General features: G+C 52.8%; 13 protein-coding genes. All 13 read right to left on the bottom strand.

Annotation, left to right across the window (positions count from 1 at the left end; translation table 11 throughout):
* Nucleotides 1-657, bottom strand: a 657-nt coding sequence (locus tag OXF42_04610) for a hypothetical protein (GenBank protein ID MCY4047375.1), incomplete at its 3' end; no start/stop codon positions are given.
* Nucleotides 654-2084, bottom strand: coding sequence for a restriction endonuclease subunit S (locus OXF42_04605; protein ID MCY4047374.1), 1431 nt, complete (start codon nt 2082-2084; stop codon nt 654-656). The genes OXF42_04605 and OXF42_04610, both read right to left, overlap by 4 nt.
* A complete protein-coding gene (locus tag OXF42_04600) occupies nt 2081-4273 on the bottom strand; it encodes an N-6 DNA methylase (protein MCY4047373.1) in 2193 nt (730 codons plus the stop codon). The genes OXF42_04605 and OXF42_04600 overlap by 4 nt, the downstream gene beginning before the upstream one ends.
* The gene (locus OXF42_04595; protein MCY4047372.1) at nt 4270-5538 is read right to left on the bottom strand and encodes a tetratricopeptide repeat protein; all 1269 of its coding nucleotides are present in this window, start codon (nt 5536-5538) and stop codon (nt 4270-4272) included. The genes OXF42_04600 and OXF42_04595 overlap by 4 nt, the downstream gene beginning before the upstream one ends.
* A gap of 15 nt (nt 5539-5553) precedes the next feature.
* A complete protein-coding gene (locus OXF42_04590) occupies nt 5554-6171 on the bottom strand; it encodes an endonuclease domain-containing protein (GenBank protein MCY4047371.1) in 618 nt (205 codons plus the stop codon).
* A complete protein-coding gene (locus OXF42_04585; GenBank protein ID MCY4047370.1) occupies nt 6161-6937 on the bottom strand; it encodes a site-specific DNA-methyltransferase in 777 nt (258 codons plus the stop codon). The genes OXF42_04590 and OXF42_04585 overlap by 11 nt, the downstream gene beginning before the upstream one ends.
* A 130-nt stretch (nt 6938-7067) precedes the next feature.
* Complete coding sequence (locus tag OXF42_04580) at nt 7068-8255, bottom strand: ATP-binding protein (GenBank protein ID MCY4047369.1); 1188 nt, start codon at nt 8253-8255, stop codon at nt 7068-7070.
* Between the two features lie 126 nt (nt 8256-8381).
* Complete coding sequence (tyrS, locus tag OXF42_04575; GenBank protein MCY4047368.1) at nt 8382-9575, bottom strand: tyrosine--tRNA ligase; 1194 nt, start codon at nt 9573-9575, stop codon at nt 8382-8384.
* Nucleotides 9576-9580: 5 nt separating this feature from the next.
* Nucleotides 9581-11065, bottom strand: a complete 1485-nt coding sequence (locus OXF42_04570) for a glutamate synthase subunit beta (GenBank protein MCY4047367.1) — start codon at nt 11063-11065, stop codon at nt 9581-9583.
* Between the two features lie 11 nt (nt 11066-11076).
* On the bottom strand, nt 11077-15645 hold the full coding sequence (gltB, locus tag OXF42_04565; GenBank protein ID MCY4047366.1) for a glutamate synthase large subunit: 4569 nt from the start codon (nt 15643-15645) through the stop codon (nt 11077-11079).
* A 199-nt stretch (nt 15646-15844) separates the two neighbouring features.
* Complete coding sequence (locus OXF42_04560) at nt 15845-19474, bottom strand: hypothetical protein (GenBank protein MCY4047365.1); 3630 nt, start codon at nt 19472-19474, stop codon at nt 15845-15847.
* 515 nt (nt 19475-19989) lie between these two features.
* A complete protein-coding gene (locus OXF42_04555; GenBank protein MCY4047364.1) occupies nt 19990-21666 on the bottom strand; it encodes an NAD+ synthase in 1677 nt (558 codons plus the stop codon).
* Nucleotides 21653-22828, bottom strand: a complete 1176-nt coding sequence (gene thiI / locus OXF42_04550; protein MCY4047363.1) for a tRNA 4-thiouridine(8) synthase ThiI — start codon at nt 22826-22828, stop codon at nt 21653-21655. Before thiI ends, OXF42_04555 begins: the two co-directional genes overlap by 14 nt.
* Nucleotides 22829-22853: the final 25 nt, after the last annotated feature.

Here is a 22853-nt window from a genome sequence, read left to right as displayed (position 1 = left end):
CAAAGGTATATGTTTGAAATTGATGTTATGGAAAATTGTTTTCTCAAATTTTCCTCCTCCTTGTGGCAAGAGAATCAAACAGAAAGGAGTTTGAAGAGAAGTAATGGTGGGATCATCTTTAAATTCCTCCGCTGCACTTAATCGATGATTTCCATCAATACGATGGAAAAATTTATAAGTGCCTTTCAATTCAATGGTTGCTATGCGAATGTCTGACAATTGTCCAGTATCAGTACTTACATTGTATTTTTGTTTTCTAGAACTAATAATTAAACGCTGTGGTCCCACTTCATATCCATACTTTGAAGAAAACATCAGAGGTCTTCCATCAAATGTTAACAGATCGCCTGATAGCGTTAGATGTTTAGCAGAAGAAGAAACTTCGTCAGACATTGCATAGGACATTTTCTTACCTGATTCAATATTTTGAAGTTCTTCAAGGTTTCGAATGTTATTAAATGAAAGAATAATCTCAGGGAAAAACAAGTATTCTTTATCTTGAAGAAACTTCTTTATGGTTTCTTCTTGATCTTTTATAAGATCTCTTTGATAACCTATATCCGCTTTTGATACAGAAGCTAAATCTCCCAAAGGCGCAAAGCCACGAATACATACAGTTCCACCTAGTGATCTGCCCATTATTCCTCTTAAAATCATTGACTATCTCTCAATATCATCACTTCTACTTCTTTCTTTGCTTGCTCTACTTCCTCTTTCGCTTGTTCTTGCAATGTCCGCACCTGATTACGAATGCCTGAGATATTGTCAGCGATTTCATTTTGCTTGTCTATGGGTGGAAGTGGTATTTGAAATGCTTTGACTATATCTTTTGTCAATCCCATTACCGTTGCTCCGGCAATGACTCTTTGAATGAGAATTTGATAAAGATGTGTGGTTGCCAGATTCAAAAAATAATATGGGTTCATACTATGTGCAAAACGAAGTAAAAAAACATGCTCATTGATATTTTGACCCACATGTTCTTGGTTTTCTACAATTCCAATCTTTCCTGTTGTTGCTCCATCTTTCACAAGTAATACATCATTCTCCTTTGTTTCAGTAGACAGATTTGCCTTATGGAAATCATAAGGAATATACTTAGGGGTTTTCACTTCAATTTCACACTGATTGTTTATATGCTCTCCTCCGAAACTCAATACCCCATCAGTTAAAGTTGCTACTCCACCAGATGGACGACTGCCGCTTTCAATCAATGAAGCCAAGTCTTTTAATAACATCAAAGGATATCTACCCTTCTCTAAAGATTTTTTTGCTTCTTCAAAGGTGTTTTTGTAATAAAAAGGGTCAAGCCGTCCACCTGACATCTCGCGGAAGTGTCTTGTGAACATACGATTGACAAGGCTGTTTTCTTCCTGCTTAGGTGGCCTAATCCCCAACTCGCTCAATAAGTAACTTTCAATGCTGTCAAGTAGTTGTTGGGCCTCTGACTCTTTTTTCTTTTTGGCTTCATAGGCAGCATCTATTTGGGTTACAATCTTAGATTGTATCTTCGGCGGAGGTATAGGGATTTCGAGTTTATCGAAAAACTCTGTAGGAACTCTTTGTTGTCCAGCGCTACCTGTAAAATTACACTTTGCATAGTCCCTAAAACTGCGTAAAAGGAACAAACTCCGCAAAAACTCTACAGACACCTTATGAGTTTTCTCCCTAAAAACATGAAACTCTGTTGACCCAAACCCTATTTGGCTTGGCAAGTCTTTTACTATTGCCATTTTGCCATTCTCCATACAAGGAGTTATCTTTGCACAAATTAAATCTCTCTCAAGGAATGTAGTGTAACCTCTGGAATCACTTCCTTGTATAGTACCAATCTTTGCAATAGAAGCATCTTCTTCGCTAACATTTTCCATTGGAATAAACGCATAAGTGTCAAAGGGCACTGTTTTTTCTTTTTGTTGAGGATTTATAATGAAATGTGTCTTGAGTCTTTGGAGAGGAAATAATGATCCTGTAAATATATTTTTGACACTATAGCTCGCAGAATCAAGCCTTCCTCTTAATTCGCTCTGCCAAACAAGAAAAACTTTATTCTTGTCTACTTTTGATGAAATCTGAAGACTCATACTTTCCCCTTTTCAATACTTTCAATAAACCTTTTCAGTTCTTTGCCTATTGCTTCCAACTCATTATTACCTGTATCTCTACCCGTAGCGTCGTAACCAATATCTTCGGCGATTGCCATAAAGATAGGATAGTCATTAAGAGTTGTTTCTTTCTGTTCCAGATACTGCTCAATTAAACTTTCCTTGAGTTCATCAATTTTGCCTTTGTAGTGTGCATTGACCTCTTTTCTCCATTGCTTATATTCATCAGACTGCCTCAATGCTTTGCCTTCCAATCCGCCCGAATTGTCAAACCCCCGCAACTCTTGAAGATGCGTTTTCTTTTCATCCTCTTTTGCATTGTATTGGCTTGAGTAGTCATTCTCTTTTTTGATTTTTTCCTGCAAGTCCTCTTTGTGTTTTGTTATTTGTTCGGTAGCGCCTCTTGTATGTTTCTTCAAAAACATCACTGAACTCTTAACTCCGGCTCCCGTTGCCTGAAAAGCGGTCTGCGGCATTGAGACAACTGCCACAATGCGAAACTTCTCCTCAATGCTGTCGCGTACATACTGCAAACTGGAAGTGTTCAGTATCCCGTCAGGAATGACTATAGCCAAGTAACCGCCATCTTTCAGGTAGTTATGCGCCTGTTCAATAAACAAAACTTCCGTGCTTTGGTTTTCTCTTAAAGATTTCACCAATCCTTTCAAATCAAGCCAATGGACTCCTTTCCAAGCAAAATTGTATTGGTGAAGATATGCCTTTTCTGTTTGGCGAATGATTGAACCGAAGGGCGGATTAGTTATAATGAAATCAAAACTGTTGGGTTTGAAATGGCGGTTTCCGGTTTTGTTTGCTATGCTTTCCAAGATTATATTATCTTTCTCATCCTTTATGTCTTCAAAAGGAAGCAATCCGTCCGCATTAACAACGTTTGTATGCCCGTCATCGTGAATGATCATATTCATCTTGGAAACACGGGCAATTTGCTCGTTAATTTCAATGCCGAAGAGATTCTTCTCGGCAAAGTCATGCCAGTATTTGTAGTGGTTCTTACCCTCTTGCTTTGATTCTGTGGGGGCTTCATCGGGATGGTATTCGCTCGCCTGTTTCCTTACCTTGTCCAATGCGTGAAGAAGAAAGCCACCGCTACCGCAAGAGGTGTCCAGAACCATTGAGTCATTATTCATCGGCAGAACATCAACAATAAACTTCACAATCGGGCGCGGGGTAAAGAATTGACCGAAATCGCCCCGGAAGAATGAACCCATAAAGGTTTCAAACGCCTTTCCTTTGCTGTCAAGGTCTGTTTCGGAAAGATTTACTTCCTGCAAGTAAGATACAATTGTGCGGAGTTTAGCCGGAGAAAGCCGTATGCCTTCACTGAAAACTTCCGGCTCTTTCCGTCTTCCCTGCTCATAGAGAGCATCAACCCTTTCCTTCAAAGATTTATCGGTTTCATCTTCGCCGGTCTTTACATTAGTTGTCGTGATTATTTGGAAATCGTAAGGCTCTCCTCTTTTACGCGGTTTCTTCTCATCCCACAGTTTGCAAAAGATCAACTTGTCCAGTTCATCAAAAGCGGCGGACGGATGAAGTTCACCTCCGCCCCAAAGAGCGTCATGGGCTTGTTTGAAGCGGCGCGTAAGTTCGCCTTCTGAAATAGCCTTAATCTCTGAAAGCGGTTGACCGTCCGGCCCTATCCCGCCTTTGGCATATTTGTATTCACTAACTCCCTCAACACCAAACCGGGGAATGTCTGAAACAGTGGTTCTGCTTTTAGGTCTCTTATCCTCTACTTGATAGTATTCATCTTTAAGCCCGGAAGTTGTCCATACATATCTTGCCCCTTCCGCGACCGCATAACTGAATGCTTGGTTAGTCGCCTGAGCAAACTCCGCCTCTGAGACTTCCTGTTTCTTGCACTCAATAACAATGTAGGGTGATTTGTGGCTTTCATCCTTATAAACAATGATGTCCGCCTGTTTCTTTTCAGAACCCATAGTAACGGACACAAACAAATCCATGAGTTCAGGCGGGTAGTAGTAATCTAAAACCAGTTTGATGTATGTTTCCGCCTGAACCTTCTCTTCGGGGTTTGCCCATCTACGGGTTATGTCGTGCTGAATGTATGTTATGCGGGTCGGGTTGTCGTTGTCATCAAATTTGATTAACGGCTCTTTCAATCCGCGCTGTATCAGGTCATTCATTTAGAGATACCTCTGTCTTTCATCCCGTCTTTGATTTCCTGTAAAACAAAATTACTGCTCTTCTCTGTTCTTGATTTCTTATACATGCTGTAAATCATAGCATCAGCGAGTTGTGGGATAAGGTCACCATATTTCTCCCGTAAATCCGGAGTTTGAACTATAAACTCAAACAATTTCGCCATAGCAAGACGATTATCAGACTCCAAATCAATCTCTTCTACATTAGTGAACCGACGAATCACAATAAAAGTTACTGAAGTTAAAAATATGTATATGCCATAGAACAAAAAAGGAACTTTTTCAAGAGATTCATATTGATTTGCTAATTTTGGAGCACACAAGAATGCTATAGAAGTTAAAATCACCATAAAGACAGAAAGTAAAAACCATATAGCACTTGTCTTTTCATAAGTATTTCTCAAGTCTTTGAAAACTTTCTGAAACTCCTTAGTTTCTTTTACTTTTTCTCCAGTCTCTTTGATTTCCCTCTGCAGAGGGTCAGTGGCTTTTTTGGCTTCTACTCTCCCCATAACTGTTGGATCAAGTTCCTGTACTTTTTTAAAATCCTTAAGAGCGTTCTCCTTTTCTCCTAATCTGCTGTAAGCCTCACCTCGGTTGTAGTAGGCATAGGCATCCTGAGGATTGAGTTCAATGGCTTTATTACAATCTTCAATCACTTCCGAATTCAGCCCAAGAATTGACTTGGCAGCACCTCGGTTAAGATAGGCTTCGGCATGGCGAGGATTGAGTTCAATGGCTTTATTATAATCCTCAATAGCCTCCTGATACCAACCAAGTCCTGATTTGGCATTGCCTCGGTTTGTGTAGACTTCGGCATCCTGAGAATCTATTTCAATAGATTTGCTGTAATTCTCAATCGCTTCCCGATACCGACCAAGTCTTGATTCGGCATTGCCTCGGTTGTAGTAGGCATAGGCATCCTGAGGATTGAGTTCAATGGCTTTACCATAATCCGCAATCGCTTCCTGATACTGACCAATTTCCATTTCGGCATTGCCCCGGTTGATATACGCATCACCGTACTCAGGACTAAGTTCAATTGCTTTATTAAAATCTTCAATCGCTTCTAAATACTGCCCAAGCCTTGCTTTGGCAATGCCCCGATTGTTGTAGGATTCCGCATACTGAGGATTAACTTCAATGGCTTTGCTATAATCCGCAATCGCCTCTTCGTATTGCTTGGAATTAAACTTGTCATACCCCCGCTTCAAATACTCTTCCGCTGTCAATTTCTCTTCACTCATTAAACTCTCTCCTAATCACTCCCCCGCATTAAGTTCATCCCTCTCCCTGAGATACTCAATCGCATTATGCAAATAGTTCTCCCCGTTCTTAAACCGCCCAAGCCCCGTATTGCAACTGTCGCAAATAAAATCTCGTATATTCCCCGTATGGTGGTCATGGTCGGCAACAACCTTGGCGGTTATCCCCACTATTGACCGCTTCTGACAGATGGGACACTTGAACGGACTGCCGACAGGCGGCCTCTCTTTCTCCATCCTTTTTGCCTGACTGCTCTTTGGCGCTCTCTTGTCAATATCGGTTCGGCACTTCACACAACTCGGACGGCGTATAATTCCGTGTTTGTTATTCTGATTCCTCGCAAACCGGGACACCGGCAAAAGACAGTGGCAGACATTGCAAATCTTTTTGGCGTGTTTGTCTCCCGTCTTTACAACATCAACACCCTTGACCGCGCCTGACGGAACAGTCCATATTTCATTCCTGCCAATCAGCCAGACAACAACGGATTTTGAATCGCGCTGTTGGACAAGACCCACCGAGTTGATCGGAAAGGTTCTCTCCCTTCTCTCCGGTTTGCCTCCCTCATGCAGATTGCCTTTCCCTTTGACGCAGACAACCCACTCAGGCGACATCCTCTAAACTCCTATATTGCCCCAGCCGCTTCTTTGCAATCTCAATATATTCCTCTGAAATATCCACGCCGATATACTTGCGCCGGTTTATGGTCGCCATCTTGCAGGTCGTTCCAGAGCCGCACATCGGGTCAAACACAAGGTCATGAGGATTTGTCCATGAGAGAATATGATCCTCAACCAGTTTCTCCGGAAAAACCGCCGGATGCTTGAACGCCACCTTGTCGGAAGTGGTCCCGCCCATGCCGACCGCATACGCCCATATATTTGTTTTTGTCTTCTGTTTTTTCAACTCTTTCAGGTTTTTCCTGTTAACCCCGTCCGCGCCCTTGTTGTGCACCACCATCTCAAAACCGTGCCTGACTGTATCCTCTTTCAACGGATTGAATGTTTTGGGCTTCCCCTTGCTTAAGACAAACATAAACTCATGGCAGTTTGTGTAGGCATTGCTCCGCATAAAGGGCGTGTTCTTTTTCCGGTAGATCATCACATCGTGCATATTGAAACCGATTTCCTGAAAGTAAATCCCCTGCCGGAAACTTGTAAGGCTGCGCCCGCCGTTTATGCGGTCGCCCACCACCCACACGACAACCCCGCCTTTCGCCGTTACCCTGTATAACCCTTCGGCAACGGATTCAAAATCAAACTTGTAACCTTTGTAGTCCCTCAGGGAATCATACGGCGGGGAGGTAACCGTCAGGTCAACGCAACCTTCGGGCATTTCCCGCATAAAATCAACGCAGTCGGCAACAAACAGACCGCGCATTTCCCTTCCACCGCTCACGGCGTCAACTCCCCCTCAAACCCCCGCCTTCCGTTCATTTCAGGTTGCTTTACGAACATGACCATCTGCAAGATATGCGCTTTCTTAAGTAGAATGGACAAAGCGAACATTGTCAAACACCCCCGCTTACGGCAATAGCCCTCCGCATAAACTCATCAAACAACGGCACGGTAAAAGCCAAGTTTCCGTGAGAGGGGCTGTAAATCATTCCCTTGTTGATAAGATTTCTGCGAATCGGGCTTGTGCTGCTTGTCTCCTTCCCCAGCGCGGCGGCAATATCATTGGTGCGCTTCTCATTCCCCTCTATGTCAGCCATGGCGCGCAGAAACTCTTTTTCCGTCGGGGTCAGCCTGTCAAAGCGGACACGGAAAAAGTTTTCATCAAGATGGTCAACAACCTTCGGGGAAATTTGCCTTACCAGTTCAACTGTTATGGGGGATTCCACCGCATGATTCCACGCCTGATAGCCCCACACCTGAAGAAAATACGGATACCCTTCGGACATTCTGAATATCTCACCGAGAGCATCCTCCTCAAACCGAACCCCTCTCTCCGAAACCGGCTCTTGCAAAGCCTCATAAGTGTTCTCTTTGGACAAACCGCCTATGTGCGGAAAATCAAACAGCCGCTCGGCGTAGGATTTGATCCTTCCGGCAAGACCCGGAAGAACGGGCAGCCCCGCCCCCACGAGAGCAAGCGGCAACTGACGCTGCTGCATCTTGTGCATCGTCATCATCAGAGCGCCGAGTTCCGCATCCTTCAAATACTGAACCTCATCCAGAAGAATGATGACCGCCGTCCCCTTTTCCTGAGCGGCTTCCGCTATGGCGACAAACAACTCTGGCAAATCGGCCTCCATATCCCCGCTGTCGGCAACCCCGACTTCGGGGTCTATGTCTATGTTGACGGTTATGTCTCCCACGGACAGTTTGACGGCCCCGACAAACCCCTTCAAAACCGCCAGAGCGCGGCGGGCTTTGTCGCCTGCGGCGGCCATCCTGTCCAAATCAAAAAGCAACCTTCTTAAACTGGGAGCAAGCAGGGAGGCGAAAGGCTTTTCCTCGGACGCCTCAATAAGCACCGGGTAACACCCCTCATTGCGCGACACTATCTCCATCTCATTCAGCAACACCGTCTTGCCGACACCGCGCAACCCCGTAAGGAGCATGCTCCTCTCCGAACGCCCGGCTCTTACCCTCGCCAGAAGAATGCGACACCGCTCCAGAATATCCTCCCTACCCACAAGCGCGGGCGGAGGAGAACCCGCCCCCGGCGAAAACGGATTGTTAACAGGCTTCATTACGAAACGGATAGTAATTTATAACAAAATATATGTCAATATAACATCATATAAGGTCATATAACGCCATATACGCCAAACCGCTTATAACTTGCTATAAATCGCCCAAACCCCTGAAAAGACATACTATTTCCCTTCCAAAACCCGGACAAACTCTTTCTTCCCGATTTTAACCTCAAACTCCTCCCCTTCGGGAATCGCCCCTGAGGGGTCGGAATGCTTCTCCCCGTTTATCGTCAACCCCCCCTGCCCTATCAGCCGCTTTGCCTCCGCCCGGCTTTTCAGCGAACCGGAAACCTCAACCGCCAGATCAAGCACGGTCTTTACCTTCCCCCGCGAAAAAACCCTCTCCGGGGCGTCTTCGGGAAACTCCCTCTTTGAAAACTTGCCTGCAAAGGCGTCCGCCGCCGCCGCCGCCTTCTTTCCGTCCGCAAGCCATGCGGTTATCTCAAACGCAAGATCCCTCTTTGCGTCCATCGGATGCCCCGTTTTTAACTTCTTTATCTCCTCCGCCGTTTTTTGACTGAGCAGTTCATAGTATCTCCACATCAAATCGTCCGAAACGGACATGACTTTGGCAAACATATCCTCCGGCGCGTCTTCCACGGCTATGTAGTTGCCGAGCGATTTGGACATCTTGTTCACCCCGTCAAGCCCCTCAAGGATGGGAAGGAGCACACACGCCTGCGGCTTCATGCCGAACCGCTTCTGAACCTCCCTGCCAAGCAGCAGGTTGAAGGTCTGGTCTGTTCCCCCTATCTCCACATCCGCCTCAAGCGCAACCGAGTCATACGCCTGAATCAGCGGATAGAAAAACTCCTTCACCGATATGGGCTTTCCCTCCCTGTAACGGGCGCGGAAATCCTCCCTTTCAAGCAGACTCGCAACATTCGCCATGGACGCAAGCCCCATAAGGTCGCGGGAATTCATCCCCTCATGCCATTCGGAATTAAACCGCACCTCGGTCTTTTCCCTGTCAAGTATGCGGAAAACCTGCTTTTCATAGGTTTCTGCGTTCTCCCTGATCTCCTCAGGCGACAAAACCGGCCTCTCGTCCGTCCTGCCGCTGGGGTCACCTATCTGCGCCGTCCAGTCGCCGATGAGGAAAAGAACCTTGTGCCCCATGTCCTGAAAATCCCTCAGTTTGCGGAGCAGAACACAGTGGCCGAGATGCAGATCGGGCGCGGTCGGGTCAAAACCCGCCTTTACGCGAAGGGGGCGGGACTCGCCCAGTTTTTCAATCAGTTCGGTGTCGGACACCACCCTTTCAGAGCCCCGCGCGACCGCGGCAAGTTGCTGTTTCGGGGTTAAATTTTCCATCGCCGTCAGGGGAGGCGGGTTGAGCCCATAAGGTAGCGGTCGCACTCTCTTGCGGCTTCGCGCCCCTCGTTTATCGCCCACACGACAAGGCTCTGCCCCCTTCTCGCGTCTCCGGCGGCGAAAACCTTGTCCACACTCGTGCGGTATTCGCCGTAACCGGCGCGGATGTTTGAGCGCTCATCGGTCTCAAGCCCCAGTTTTTCTATGATGGTCTGCTCAGGCCCCAGAAATCCCAGCGCAAGAAACACCATTTGCGCGGGCCAGAACTGCTCCGTTCCGGGCTGCTCTTCAATCTCCATGCGCCCGCCCGCCCCTTTCTTCCAGTTGATGCGGACGGTTTTGAGCCCCCGGACTGCGCCGTTTTCATCGGCCTCAATGCTCTTTGTGAGAACCTGATACTTGCGCGGGTCTTCGCCGAACACCGCCATCGCCTCCTGCTGGCCGTAGTCCAGATTGTAAACGCGGGGCCACTGCGGCCACGGATTGTCCGCCGCGCGCCCGGCGGGAGGACGGGGAAGGATTTCAAACTGAAGCAGACTTTTGCACTTCTGCCTCATCGCGGTGGCAACGCAATCGGTCCCGGTGTCTCCGCCGCCGAGGATGATAACGTCCCTGCCGGCGGCGGATATGTCTCCGGAACTTTTGAAGCCGCTGTCCAGAAGTTTTCCGGTGTTCTCCCTCAGAAAATCCATCGCAAAATAAACGCCCTTTGACTTCCTGCCCGGCACGTCAAGGTCTCTCGGCTTTGTCGCGCCGGTGCAGATAACAACCGCGTCATTGGAACTTACAAGCTCGCCCGGCGGCACGTCCGCGCCTATCTCCGTGCCCGCCACAAACTCAACCCCCTCCTTTGCAAGAAGGTCAACCCTTCTCTCCACCACCCTCTTGTCAAGGTGGGGGTTGGGAATGCCGTACATCAGCAGCCCGCCGATGCGGTCGTCCCTCTCGTAAACAACCACGGAGTGCCCCGCCTTGTTGAGCTGCGCCGCGCACGCAAGCCCGGCGGGGCCCGAGCCCACCACGGCAACCTTTTTGCCGGTGCGCTCCGCAGGCGGCGCGGGCGTTATCCAGCCCTCCTCAAAGCCCCTGTCAACAATCGCGCACTCTATCGCCTTGATGGTTACGGGCGGGTCGCTTATGCCGAGAACGCATGAGCCCTCGCACGGGGCGGGGCACACCCTTCCGGTGAATTCGGGAAAGTTGTTGGTTTTGTGCAGCCGCTCAAGCGCCTGCCGCCAGTCGCCCTTGTAAACAAGGTCGTTCCATTCGGGTATCAGGTTGCGGACGGGGCATCCCGTCGCCATTCCGGCAAGCGTGTCTCCCGTCTGGCAGAACGGAACGCCGCAGTCCATGCAGCGCGCCCCCTGCTCGCCGAGGTCTTTTTCTGAAAGGTGGCCGTGAAACTCGTTCCAGTCCGACAGCCTTTCGGACGGCTCACGGTCTTTGCCGAGCCGCCTGCCGTAACGCATAAATCCCGTAGGGTCTCCCATCGCCGTTTCCTTTAGTTGCCGCCCACCCGCGCGGCGTCCTTTACGTTTTCCTCAAACGCCGCCATCATCGCCTCATCGCCGCTGAGACCCCTCTCCTCAACCCTGCTTATGCACTCAAGCATCCTCTTGTAGTCATTGGGCATGACCTTTACGAACCGGGCCGCGCTCTCCTCCCACCGCTTGAGAAGCCTTTCCGCAACCGCGCTGCGGGTGTATTGAAGGTGGCGCATTATCATGGTTTTGAGTGCGGTTTCGTCCTCCGGCGACAGGGCTTCCACCGAGACGCTCTGAGTGTTGCAGTTTTTCGCCTCAAAATCGCCCGCCGGGTCAAAAACATACGCGACACCGCCGGACATTCCGGCGGCAAAGTTCCTTCCCGTGCGCCCGAGTATCGCCACACTGCCCCCGGTCATGTATTCGCAGCCGTGGTCTCCCACTCCCTCCACCACGGCGTCAACGCCGCTGTTTCTGACGCAAAACCTCTCGCCCGCAATCCCGCGTATGTATGCCTCGCCCGCAGTCGCGCCGTAAAACGCCACATTGCCCGTGATGACATTTTCTTCCGCGACAAAAGTTGATTCGGCGGGCGGCAGAACCGCTATTTTTCCGCCGGAAAGCCCCTTGCCGATGTAGTCGTTGGAGTCCCCCTCAAGCAGCATCGTCATGCCGCGCGGAACGAACGCGCCGAAACTCTGCCCCGCCGAGCCCCTGAAGCGCAAGGTAACGGTGTCATCCTCAAGGGCGGAAGAGCCGTGAACGGAAGAGATTCTGCTGCCGACTATCGTGCCGACCGTGCGGTCTGTGTTGCGTATTTCAAACTCTGCGTCAACCTTCTCGCGCCGCTCTATGGCGGGGGCGCACACTTTCAGCAGTTTTCTCATGTCCAGAGATTCCGCAATGCCGTGGTCCTGCTCCGTAAGGCGGTATGTGCCGTAGTGTGCCGGAACGTCCGGGCGGTGAAGAACGGCGGCAAGCGTCAGGTTTTCCGCCTTCCAGTGCCCTTTGGGGCGGACGGACTTGAGCATGTCCGTGCGTCCCACCATCTCGTTAACGGTGCGAAAGCCCAGCGCGGCCATTATTTCGCGCGTCTGGCGGGCGACAAACCGCATGAAATTGACCACATGGGCGGGGTCTCCGGTGAACTTTTTGCGAAGCGCGGGGTCCTGGGTCGCCACGCCGACGGGGCAGGTGTTGAGGTGGCACACCCTCATCATTATGCAGCCGAGCGCCATGAGCGGCGCGGTTGAAAACCCGTATTCCTCCGCGCCGAGAAGCGCCGCGACCGCAACGTCCCTGCCGGTTTTCATCTGCCCGTCCGTCTCAAGAACAACGCGGCTTCTGAGGTTGTTGAGCAAAAGGGTCTGGTGCGTCTCGCTTATGCCGAGTTCCCACGGCAGCCCCGCATACTGGATGCTGTTCTGGGGAGACGCGCCCGTGCCACCGTCATTGCCGCTTATCAGTATCACATCGGCGTGCCCCTTGGCGACGCCGGCGGCGATGGTGCCGACGCCCGCCTCGGATACAAGTTTGACGTTTATCCTCGCGGACGGGTTTGAATTTTTGAGGTCGTATATCAACTCGGCAAGGTCTTCAATGGAGTATATGTCATGGTGGGGCGGCGGCGATATGAGTCCCACGCCCGGAGTGGAGAGGCGAACCTGCGCTATCCACGGATACACCTTCTTGCCCGGAAGCTGCCCGCCCTCGCCGGGCTTTGCGCCCTGCGCCATCTTTATCTGTATCTCGTCCGAGTTGGCAAGATACTCGCCCGTTACCCCGAACCTGCCGGAGGCAACCTGTTTTATCGCGCTCCTTCTGAGGTCGCCGTTTTCGTCCGGCTTCCACCTGCGGGTGTCCTCGCCGCCCTCGCCGGTGTTGCTCTTGCCCCCCACCCTGTTCATCGCTATCGCAAGCCCCTCGTGCGCCTCGGCGCTCAGCGAGCCGTAGGACATCGCGCCCGTCTTGAAACGCTTCATTATCTCTTCCTCGCTCTCCACCTCTTCAAGCGGGACGGGCTTGTCCGTGAAATCAAACTCAAGCATTCCCCGAAGCGTAAAGCGGTCGCGCTCTTCCTTGCCGACAAGTTCGCTGAAACGCTCAAAAACGCCGTAATCGCCCTCGCGGCAGGCTTTCTGGAGCGCGTGAACCGTCTGCGGGTTGTACATGTGCTTCTCGCCCTCAAAGCGCCACTGATAGACGCCTCCCTCGTCAAGTGCGGCGGGCGCGCCGGGGCGCGCGGGAAACGCATCGGAGTGCCTCATCGCCGCCTCGGTTGCGACAACGTTTATTCCGATTCCGCCTATGCGCGACTGGGTGCGCGTGAAATACTTTTCAACAAAATCGTCCGAGAGCCCCAGCGCCTCAAAAATCTGCGCGCCGTGATAACTCTGAACGGTGGATATGCCCATTTTGGACATAATTTTGACAACCCCCTTGGTGAGGCCGGTGATGTAGTTGGAAAACGCGGTTTCAGGGTCTGCGGAGATCTCGCCCCCGGCGGCAAGCCCCCGTATGGTCTCAAACGCGAGATACGGGCACACGGCGGAAGCGCCGTAGCCGACCAGAAGGGCGAAATGGTGAACCTCCCTCGGCTCGCCCGAATCAACCACTATGGACGCTTTCATCCTGCGCCCGGCGCGTATCAGGTGGTGGTGAAGGCCCGCGGTGGCAAGAAGCGCGGGAACGGGGCAGCGTTTTGCGTCCGCGCCCCGGTCGGAGATTACCAGTATGTTTGAGCCCGCGGCCACGGCTTTGTCCGCCTTTTTGAACATTTCCTCAAGGGCGGCGGCAAGCGCCTCCCCGCCGCCTCCGGGGTCAAAGAAACTCTCTATCACGGCGGAGGCGGGAAGGGATTTTAGTTTCTCCATTTCCTCCTCCGACAGCACGGGGCCGGATGCCTGTATCACTTTGCAGCTTTCGGGAGAGGGGCTGAATATGTTGCCGCCCGCGCCGAGGTTCACATTGGTCGCGGTGACTATCTCCTCCCGGATTGAGTCTATGGGGGGGTTGGTCACCTGGGCGAACAACTGGTTGAAGTAGTTGTAAAGCAGTTTCGGCCTGACGGAGAGGACGGCAAGCGGCGTGTCGCGCCCCATTGAGCCCACGGACTCAACCCCGCTCCCGGCCATCGGCGCGAGAAGAAGCCGTATCTCCTCAAACGTGTATCCGAACACCTTTTGCTGAACCGTTGTCTCTTCGGGCGTCAGGCGGGGGGAAGGCGAAGAGGGGGCGGCAACGGCGGCAAGCGGCGTCATATGTTTTTCCGTCCATTCCTCATAGGGAAACCGCCCGGACAGGCCGGACTTGATTTCCCCGTCCTCCACTATCCTGCCCTCGTGCGTGTCCACAAGCAGCATCCTTCCCGGCTCAAGCCGCCCTTTGTAAAGCACCTTTCCGGGGGCGACCGGAAGCACGCCCACCTCGGAGGAGAGAATTATCGTATCGTCCGAGGTAACGTAGTATCTGCTGGGGCGCAGGCCGTTTCTGTCAAGCACCGCCCCCACCTTTTCGCCGTCCGTAAAACAGACCGAGGCGGGGCCGTCCCACGGCTCCATAAGGCAACCGTGGTATTTGTAAAACGCCCTCTTTGCCGCGTCCATGTCCCCGTGTTTGAACCACGGCTCCGGAACCATCATCATGACCGCGTGCTCAATGGAGTAGCCGCACAGGGTGAGAAACTCAAGGCAGTTGTCAAACGCGGCGCTGTCGCTCCCGTCCGGCTCTATGACGGGAAAGATTTTTTCCTCCCGTCCGGCAAACGGGTTTCCGGCTTCGGCAAGCAGGGGCTCGCGCGACCGCATCCAGTTGATGTTTCCCCGCAGCGTGTTTATCTCGCCGTTGTGTATGACAAACCGGTAGGGGTGCGCCCTGCTCCAGTTTGGAGAGGTGTTTGTGCTGAAGCGCGAATGGACAAGCGCGATGGCGCTTTTCACTCTTTTGTCCGCAAGGTCTGGGTAGTAGGCGGGCACTTGCGCGGTGGTCAGCATGCCTTTGTAAACCACGGTTTTTGACGAGAGGCTTGAGATATAAAAGCCCTCGCGGGCGGCGGTGTTTTCCGCCCTTTTCCTTATGACAAACAGCGCCCTTTCAAACGCGAGGCCCTCCTCCGTGCCGCCGCCGCGCCCGATGAACGCCTGACACACAAACGGCTCGCAGCCCGCCGAGGTGAGGCCGAGAGACGAGTTGTCCGTCGGCACGGGACGGACGCCGAGAAACTCCTGCCCTTCCTCAAGCGTGATTTTTTCAATCGCGGACAGAACCGCGCCGCGCTCTTTTTCGTCTTTGGGAAGAAACATCATGCAGACGCCGTAGTTGCCTTCGGGGGGAAGGGAGACGCCCGCTTTTTCGCATTCGGGGGCGAGAAAGCCGTGCGGGATTTGAAGCAGTATGCCCGCGCCGTCTCCGGTTTCCGGCTCACAGCCGCACGCGCCTCTGTGTTCAAGGTTTGCAAGCACGGTAAGCGAGTCCGCAACGATTGAGTGGGACTTTTCGCCCTTGATGTTGACAACAAAGCCCACTCCGCACGAATCGTGTTCAAAAGCGGGGTCGTAAAGCCCTTGTTTTTCAAAAGGAACGCTCATAATTCACAGGCAAATCCGCAAAAATCAGGGCGGTTAAGGTAACTGAAAACCGCTCCTTTTCAAAGAACCGCCCCGTCATTCCTTGCTACGACAAGGAATCCAGTCCTCTTTCCAGTCTTTCCTGCGAAGGCAGGAAACCAGAAGAACAAAAAAAAGCGGCTTCCGAAAGAGCCGCTTTTTTATGGGAGGTAGTGAACCTTTACCAAGTGAATTGGAATCCTGATTTGATTGCCTTCTCATCAAATCCGGTGTCTGTTGCCCCGCTGAAATGGACTTGCACCTTCTCATTTACGCGAACACCGAAACTTGCGGCTATGCCGTGTTCCCCTCTGTATGCGGCATGAGACATACCGACAGTTGCCCGTTTGTCTGTCGGAACATAAGGGGCTTCCATAGCCATAGCCATAACAGCCCCCTTGTCAGCCCTGCCGACTTCGGAGCGGAGATTGCCAATCTCAGAGCGGAGATTGCCAATGTCCTGTTGCGTGTGATTGATACGGGCATGAACGCTACTTGTATCATTGTTTTCGGCGGCATCGTCAATAGAGCCGATCATGTTTTCCCGTGTATCAGTGATACGGGCATGGGCAGTTGTCGGGCGGTTGTCAGGGTCGCCCATTTGTCCGAGGTCATTATCAAGCCGGAATTTGCCAAGACGGATACCGGCGGCATCCTCTGCGGCAATGGCAATGCTATTACCGCCACTGGAAATGTTACGCCCAATGACAACTGAATCTTCACCCGCTACTGTGTTGTATCCGATTGCCACTCCGCCTACTCCAACAGTCCGCGCACGGACACCAATGGCAGTATCATCATCAAAATCCGCATTTGCGCCCTCGGAGTTAGTAGATGTGTCTATTACATGCAGACCGCCAGCCGTTGCAACCGGACTTTTTGCCCTTGCGGAAGCACCATCAACCCCGCTTTGAATCGGGGGGCGTGGCGGTTGGGGAATACGGGCGGGGCTTGACACTCTGTTAAACAAAACATTGAGGCTGTAGTTACCAATCCGCACATCGGTTTGGTTTGCATGCCCTATACGGATTTGACCGCCCAGAGTTTCATTTTCGTCGGCACGAACATTACGCCCTATGGCTATTGCGTCATCTCCGGTTGCTATGGCATTCCGCCCTATGGCGATTGCGCCGATACCCTCGCCAATGCCCAATGTTCTATCCCCATAAACCTTTGCCCCCGCTCCAATGGCAATGGCGTCTGTTGTGTTCACACTTGCCGACCAACCAAGAGCGACACTTTGAGGTCCGGTTGCATAAGCCGCCTGTCCGACCACCGATGATTGTATGCCGTTTGCTCTCGCCGACTGTCCTACGGCAACGGCATCTGTCCGTTTCGCATAAGCCCCCTGTCCGATAACAGTTGACCTTGCGTTTTGCACATTAGCCGCCTGACCTACCGCCGTTGAACCATCGCCCTTTGCGTAAGTCTGCTGACCTACCGCCGTTGCTTCCGTTCCCAATGCCCGCGCATACTGCCCTACTGCGGTTGCCTGTTCCTTCGTTGCTTCCGCCGCCTGACCTATTGCGGTTGCCCATTGCTGTATCGCGTTTGACTCCTGACCTACTGCGGTTGACCATTGCTGTGTCGCTTTCGCATTCTGACCGATTGCGGTGGCTTGCCAATGATCGGCTTTCGCGCTCTGACCTACCGCCGTTGAAAACTGCCCTCTTGCCACCGAATTTGACCCGATTGCCGTTGAGTCCTGTCCCTCCACGTATACCCTCTGACCTATCGCCACTGAATTGATTCCAAAGGTGGACAATGAACTGTCACCTATGGCAATAGTGTTAGCTGAAAGCGCCCGTGCAAATCTGCCTATAGCCACTGCGCTGCTGGCTGCATGTGCATTAGCGCCTACTGCCGTTGCTGAACCCCTGAGAGCGTTTGCCTCAAAACCTATCGCCACCGATCGCGTATGATTTGCCAATGCCGAATAGCCGATTGCCGTTGAGGTTTCTCTTTCCGCATTGGCATACGCGCCGAGGGCGGTTGAATCATACCCCTCGGCATAGGAGTTAGCCCCCAAAGCGGTGGAACGATCCCCGACCGCATTGGCATACGCGCCTAATGCCGTTGTCCTGTGTCCTGATGCGTGTGAACTTGCGCCGATGGCGGTGGAGTTTATTTTTCTTGTGCCTGTCAATGCTCCCTGACCGACCGCCGTTGATTTTACGCCGTAAGCCCTTGACTGATGACCTATAGCCGTTGCGTCATTCTCATACGCATAAGCCCGCATACCGAAAGCCGATGTGTTGCGTCCCGGATTTACTCCCCGTGCCGGAGATAATCCCGCTACTGCCGCTACACCGACCGCCGTTGACTGTTCGGTTTGTGCGGCTGAACCCGACCCTACGGCGGTTGACAAAGGAGCGAGGGCGCGTGCGCTTACGCCTACCGCCGTTGAAGCCAGATTACCCGCGAATGTAAAAGCGCCTATTGCGCTTGAGGAGTTGGCTACCGCGTTTGAGTGCCAGCCCAAACTTGTAGCAAAGTAATCGTCCGCATGCGCCCCCGACCCTACTACTGTTGAGTTGTGTCCGCTCGCTTCCGAAAAATGCCCTATGGCGATTGAGTTAGACCCGCTCGCCGTTATATCAGCCCCGAAAGCGGTTGAGTTGTAGCCGCTCGCGTTTGCGTTTGCGCCTACCGCCGTTGCGTAAGTGAAAGCGTAAGCGTCTTTGCCGATTGCGGTTGAGTTGTAGCCGCTCGCGTTAGCCGCCTGTCCGATTGCGGTTGAATGGTCGCTTGCCGTTGACCTAACCCCCAAAGCGGTTGAAAACTCGCCCCGCGCTTTTGCCCCGTTTCCGAATGCGGCGGCGTTGTCTCCGCGTGGCTCTCTTGTGTAGCCGACCGCCTTTTTAATTTCTTCTTCCCATTGTGTTTCGGCGGCATTGCGGACTTGTGCTATGTATTGCTCATATTCCCGCTGTTGCTTAATCTGAGCGGCGTTGAGTGACGCTTTCCCCGCAAAATCGGCTAAAGAGTAGTTGCCGATTGTTACATCGTCATGAATGGAATGCCCTATGCGGATTTGTCCATACTCGGCGGATGTCTCATGCCCGATTGCTATGGAGTTTAAGCCGGTAGCACTCGCTCCGCCGCCAAGAGCAACAGCCCCGTTTGCGGAAGCGTATGACAGATAACCGATTGCTATGGCATCTTCCGCGAATGCGCCTCTGAGAACTCTGCGCCTCAAAATAGAATTGTAAGGCGCACCACCCCCACCAATGGCTATTGCTCCCTGTTTGGTAGCCCTTGCCTGATAGCCCATAGCAGTTGAAAAATTACCTGTGCTAGTTGTCGAATGACCGATAGCAGTTGAACTCCCGCCAATACTACGTGCATGCCAGCCAATAGCAATTGAAGAATCACCTATACTAGTTGCCAAATGACCGATAGCAGTTGAAGTAAAAGCCACACTATTTGCATGAGAGCCGATAGCAGTTGAACCATCACCTGTGCTAATTGCCGAAGGGCCGATAGCAGTTGAACCCCCGCCGATAGCAGTTGCACTATCGCCGATAGCAGTTGCCCCTCTATTTGCCCTTGTCAACACGCCGATAGCCACTGAAGACCACTGGCTAGCATTTGCCTCCTGACCAATAGCAACTCCCCCAAAGAAATGCCTACGGGGATGAACAAACTCTGCCTTTGCGCCCGCATTTACACCTATGGCAACTGCGCCGTTACCCGCAACCGACCCCGCTCCTGCGTTATAGCCCGTTGACCCCTGCGCCCCCGCTTGCGATACCACTCCGACAATCAGAAAAGCCGCCGTTAAAAAAGTTTGTGTCAATGATTTTTTCATTGCTCAATTCTCCTTTGACCCGACATCTTTTGACATCGGGCCTTGTTAGCCGTCTAACTAGTGCATTAGAGGTCTGCTCTATTTCCCGTGGGTCTTGCATTAAAACAGAAACCCGACAGGGATTGCACTAAATTAAGACTGACTAACAGCGACCATTCTACGGCTACCCGCCAACCTGTCAAGACCCGACAGGAAAATTTTCACATCCCGACCCTGACAGCCCCCGCAAACGCAAAAAGCCCGTAAATAAAGGGCTTTATGCGTTTTCGGGGTGAAAAAAAGTGTAAAATCGGGAATTTCTAACGCTAAAACCTCAGATTCCAACGCTGGAAGCACAATTTCTAACGCTGAAACCTCAGATTCCAACGCTGGAAACACAATTTCCAACGCTGTCATCCCTTGACAATGCCCCGCCCCCTCTGGATTCCTTGTCGTAGCAAGGAATGACGGGGAGAAAGGGACTGGATTCCTTGTCGTAGCAAGGAACGACAAGAGAGTAACCGGATTACTCCACCCTAATCCCGGAACAAATTGGTTATAGGCATCCGGCGGTCTTTGCCGAACGCCTTGTCCGTCAGGCGGATTCCGGGGGGGCTCTGCCTTCTTTTGTATTCGTTTCCGTCTATAAGGCGGGCTATCCTGACAACGGTCTTTCTGCTTGCGCCGCACAACTTCACCGTCTCGGCGACGCTTTTGTCGCGCTCAACATAGTGGGTGATTATCTCATCCAGAACCTCATAGGGGGGAAGGTCGTCCGAGTCTTTCTGCCCCCTTCTGAGTTCGGCGGTGGGCGGCTTCCCGATAACCGCCTCAGGTATGGCGTCAAACCCCCGCCGCCCGTTGTAGTGGCGGGCAAGCCTGTAAACAAGGGTCTTCTTAACGTCCTTTATAACGGCAAACCCGCCTGCGGTGTCGCCGTAAAGGGTGGAGTAGCCGACCGCGGACTCGCTCTTGTTTCCGGTGGTGAGCACAAGAGAGCCGAACCTGTTGGAAAACCCCATCAGAATGTTGCCCCTTATTCGCGCCTGTATGTTTTCAGACGCAAGGCCGGGCTGTTTGAAAATCTCCGGAGCGCCCCTCCCGTAGGCGTCCGATATGGCGCGAATGGAGACGGAGCGGAGACTGATGCCGAGGTTTTTTGCAACCGCTTCGGCGTCCCTTACGCCCGATTTGGAGCTGAAAACCGAAGGCATGTTGAACGCCGCAACCCTGTCTGAGCCGAGGGCTTCAACGCCGATTGCTGCCACAAGGGCGGAATCTATCCCGCCGGAAAGCCCTATGACGGCGGTCTTGAAGCCGTTTTTGCTAACATAGTCCCGCGTTCCGAGAACAAGGGCGGAAAAAACCTCCTCCTCATTTGAGGCAAGCGGGCGGATACTTGCGGAAACGGGCGGCTTCTCTGCCGGTTGCGGCCTGCGGATACGATACTCCGCCGCGCCGCCCCCTGCCGGGGGGATTTCAACATCCGCCACAACGATATCCTCGCGAAAGCCGCGCGCCCGCGCAACCGTCTCGCCCCGGGAGTTGAAAATTGCGCTGTGCCCGTCAAAAACCAGTTCGTCCTGCCCGCCGACAAGGTTGCAGAACACAAGCGGCGCGCCGCCTTGCGCCGCCCGCTGTGAGAGCATCCTCTCCCTCCGCCGGGGCTTGCCCGCCGAATAAGGCGAGGCGGAAATGTTTACCATCAGGTTTGCCCCCTTTTTTGCCAGCCTCGCGGCGGGGCCGCCCTCAAACCATATATCCTCGCAAACTGTAACGCCCATTTTCAGGCCGCCGCCCTTGAAAACCGGCGCTTCGGAGCCGGGCTCAAAGTAGCGGTTTTCATCAAAAACCCCGTAGTTGGGAAGCAGGCTCTTTCTGTAAACCCCGGCGACCCCGCCGCCCGATATGACGGCCGCGGCGTTGTAAGCCGGCCCCCCGCGCCGGGCGCGCTCCGCAAAACCCACTATCATGGTCAGCGGGTATGCGGCGCTCTTGAGTTCGCGCACCGCCTCCGCATTCGCGTCCGTAAATCCGGGCTTGAGCAACAGGTCTTCGGGCGGGTAGCCGCACACCGCAAGCTCCGGAAAGCACGCCACGTCCGCCCCCGCCCTGAGGGCTTTTTCCGCCCCCCGGCGTATGGCGGAAATGTTGCGCCGGATATCCCCGACACGGCAGTTTATCTGGCACAGCGCCACCCTAACCCGCGGCACTTTCTTCCTCCGTTTTATACGGGGCGGCAAAAATCTCAACGCCGTCAAGCGTCCGGGACACCATGTCATCCATGCCGACCTCGGCGCTCAGCCGCCGCAGAACGGGAACTCTGCACCGCGTTCTGGGAGCGGGCGAGACCACTGAACAGCACTCATTGTAGGGGGCAATGCTGTGCCCGTAAGTGCCCGCGCGGCGCGCCTTTCCGATTATGTCGTCCTTGTCCCATCCGAGAAGCGGGCTGAGCACCAGAAAATCAAGCCCGGTGTAGGCGCACGATATGTTCTCAACCGTCTGGGAGGCAACCTGCCCTATGCAGTCGCCGGTGATAATGCCGCCGTAGCCGCGCGCGACCGCAATGCCGCGCGCCGCCTCAAGCATGAACCTTCTGAACAGAACCATCTCATACCCCCTGAAAATTTCGTCCTGAGGGAAAGCGGCGAGAACCCTTTCCTGAAAAAACCTGTAGGGGGCGAGAAACGTTTTTGAAGACGGCTGGTAGAGGCCGAGCGCGCCGAGCAGTCCGGCCATTTTGGTTTCGCGCACGGGAGACGCTTGGGGGAAAACGTGAAAGTGCAGAAAATCCACCGCGCAACCGCGCTTCATCAGGCAAAGCGCCGCCACGGGAGAGTCTATTCCGCCCGAAAGCAGGCACAAAAGCGGCGCGCCCGTGCCCACCGGAAGCCCGCCCGCGCCCGGACTTTTGCCGAAATGAAGCCGCGCCTCGTCCATGTCCACCCTGATGTGAACGGGCAGGTCGGGGGATTTGATGTCAACCTTCAGACCGAAGCGCAAACGGATCTTCTCGCCGAGACGCCTCTCTATTTCGGACGAGTTCACGGCAAACGATTTGTCCGCCCTTTTGGCGCGGACGCAGAAACTGACCGCCCCCGGCGACCTCTCAAGTTCCCGCCCGACCTCGCAAAGGCACATGTCGGCAATGTCATCCATGTTTTTCGGGCAGCCGAAATACGGCGCATACCACGAGATTCCGAACACGCGACCAAGGTTGCCGGGGTTGCCGCCCCGCACAATTATGCGCTCCCGTCCCGCCTCGCAGCGGCCCCCGGTCGCGCGCTCAATGTTGTCCGAAAGTTGTTTGACAAACGCGCCCCGGTTTTTTCCCTTGAGCGCCAAATCCCCGTAGTGAACAAGTACTCCCATTTGGCAAAATCTTTTATCCGAGGCG

It is taken from the genome of Candidatus Dadabacteria bacterium, assembly GCA_026708565.1.
Lineage (GTDB): Bacteria > Desulfobacterota_D > UBA1144 > Nemesobacterales > Mycalebacteriaceae > Mycalebacterium.
This window is presented reverse-complemented; position numbering and strand designations above follow the sequence as displayed.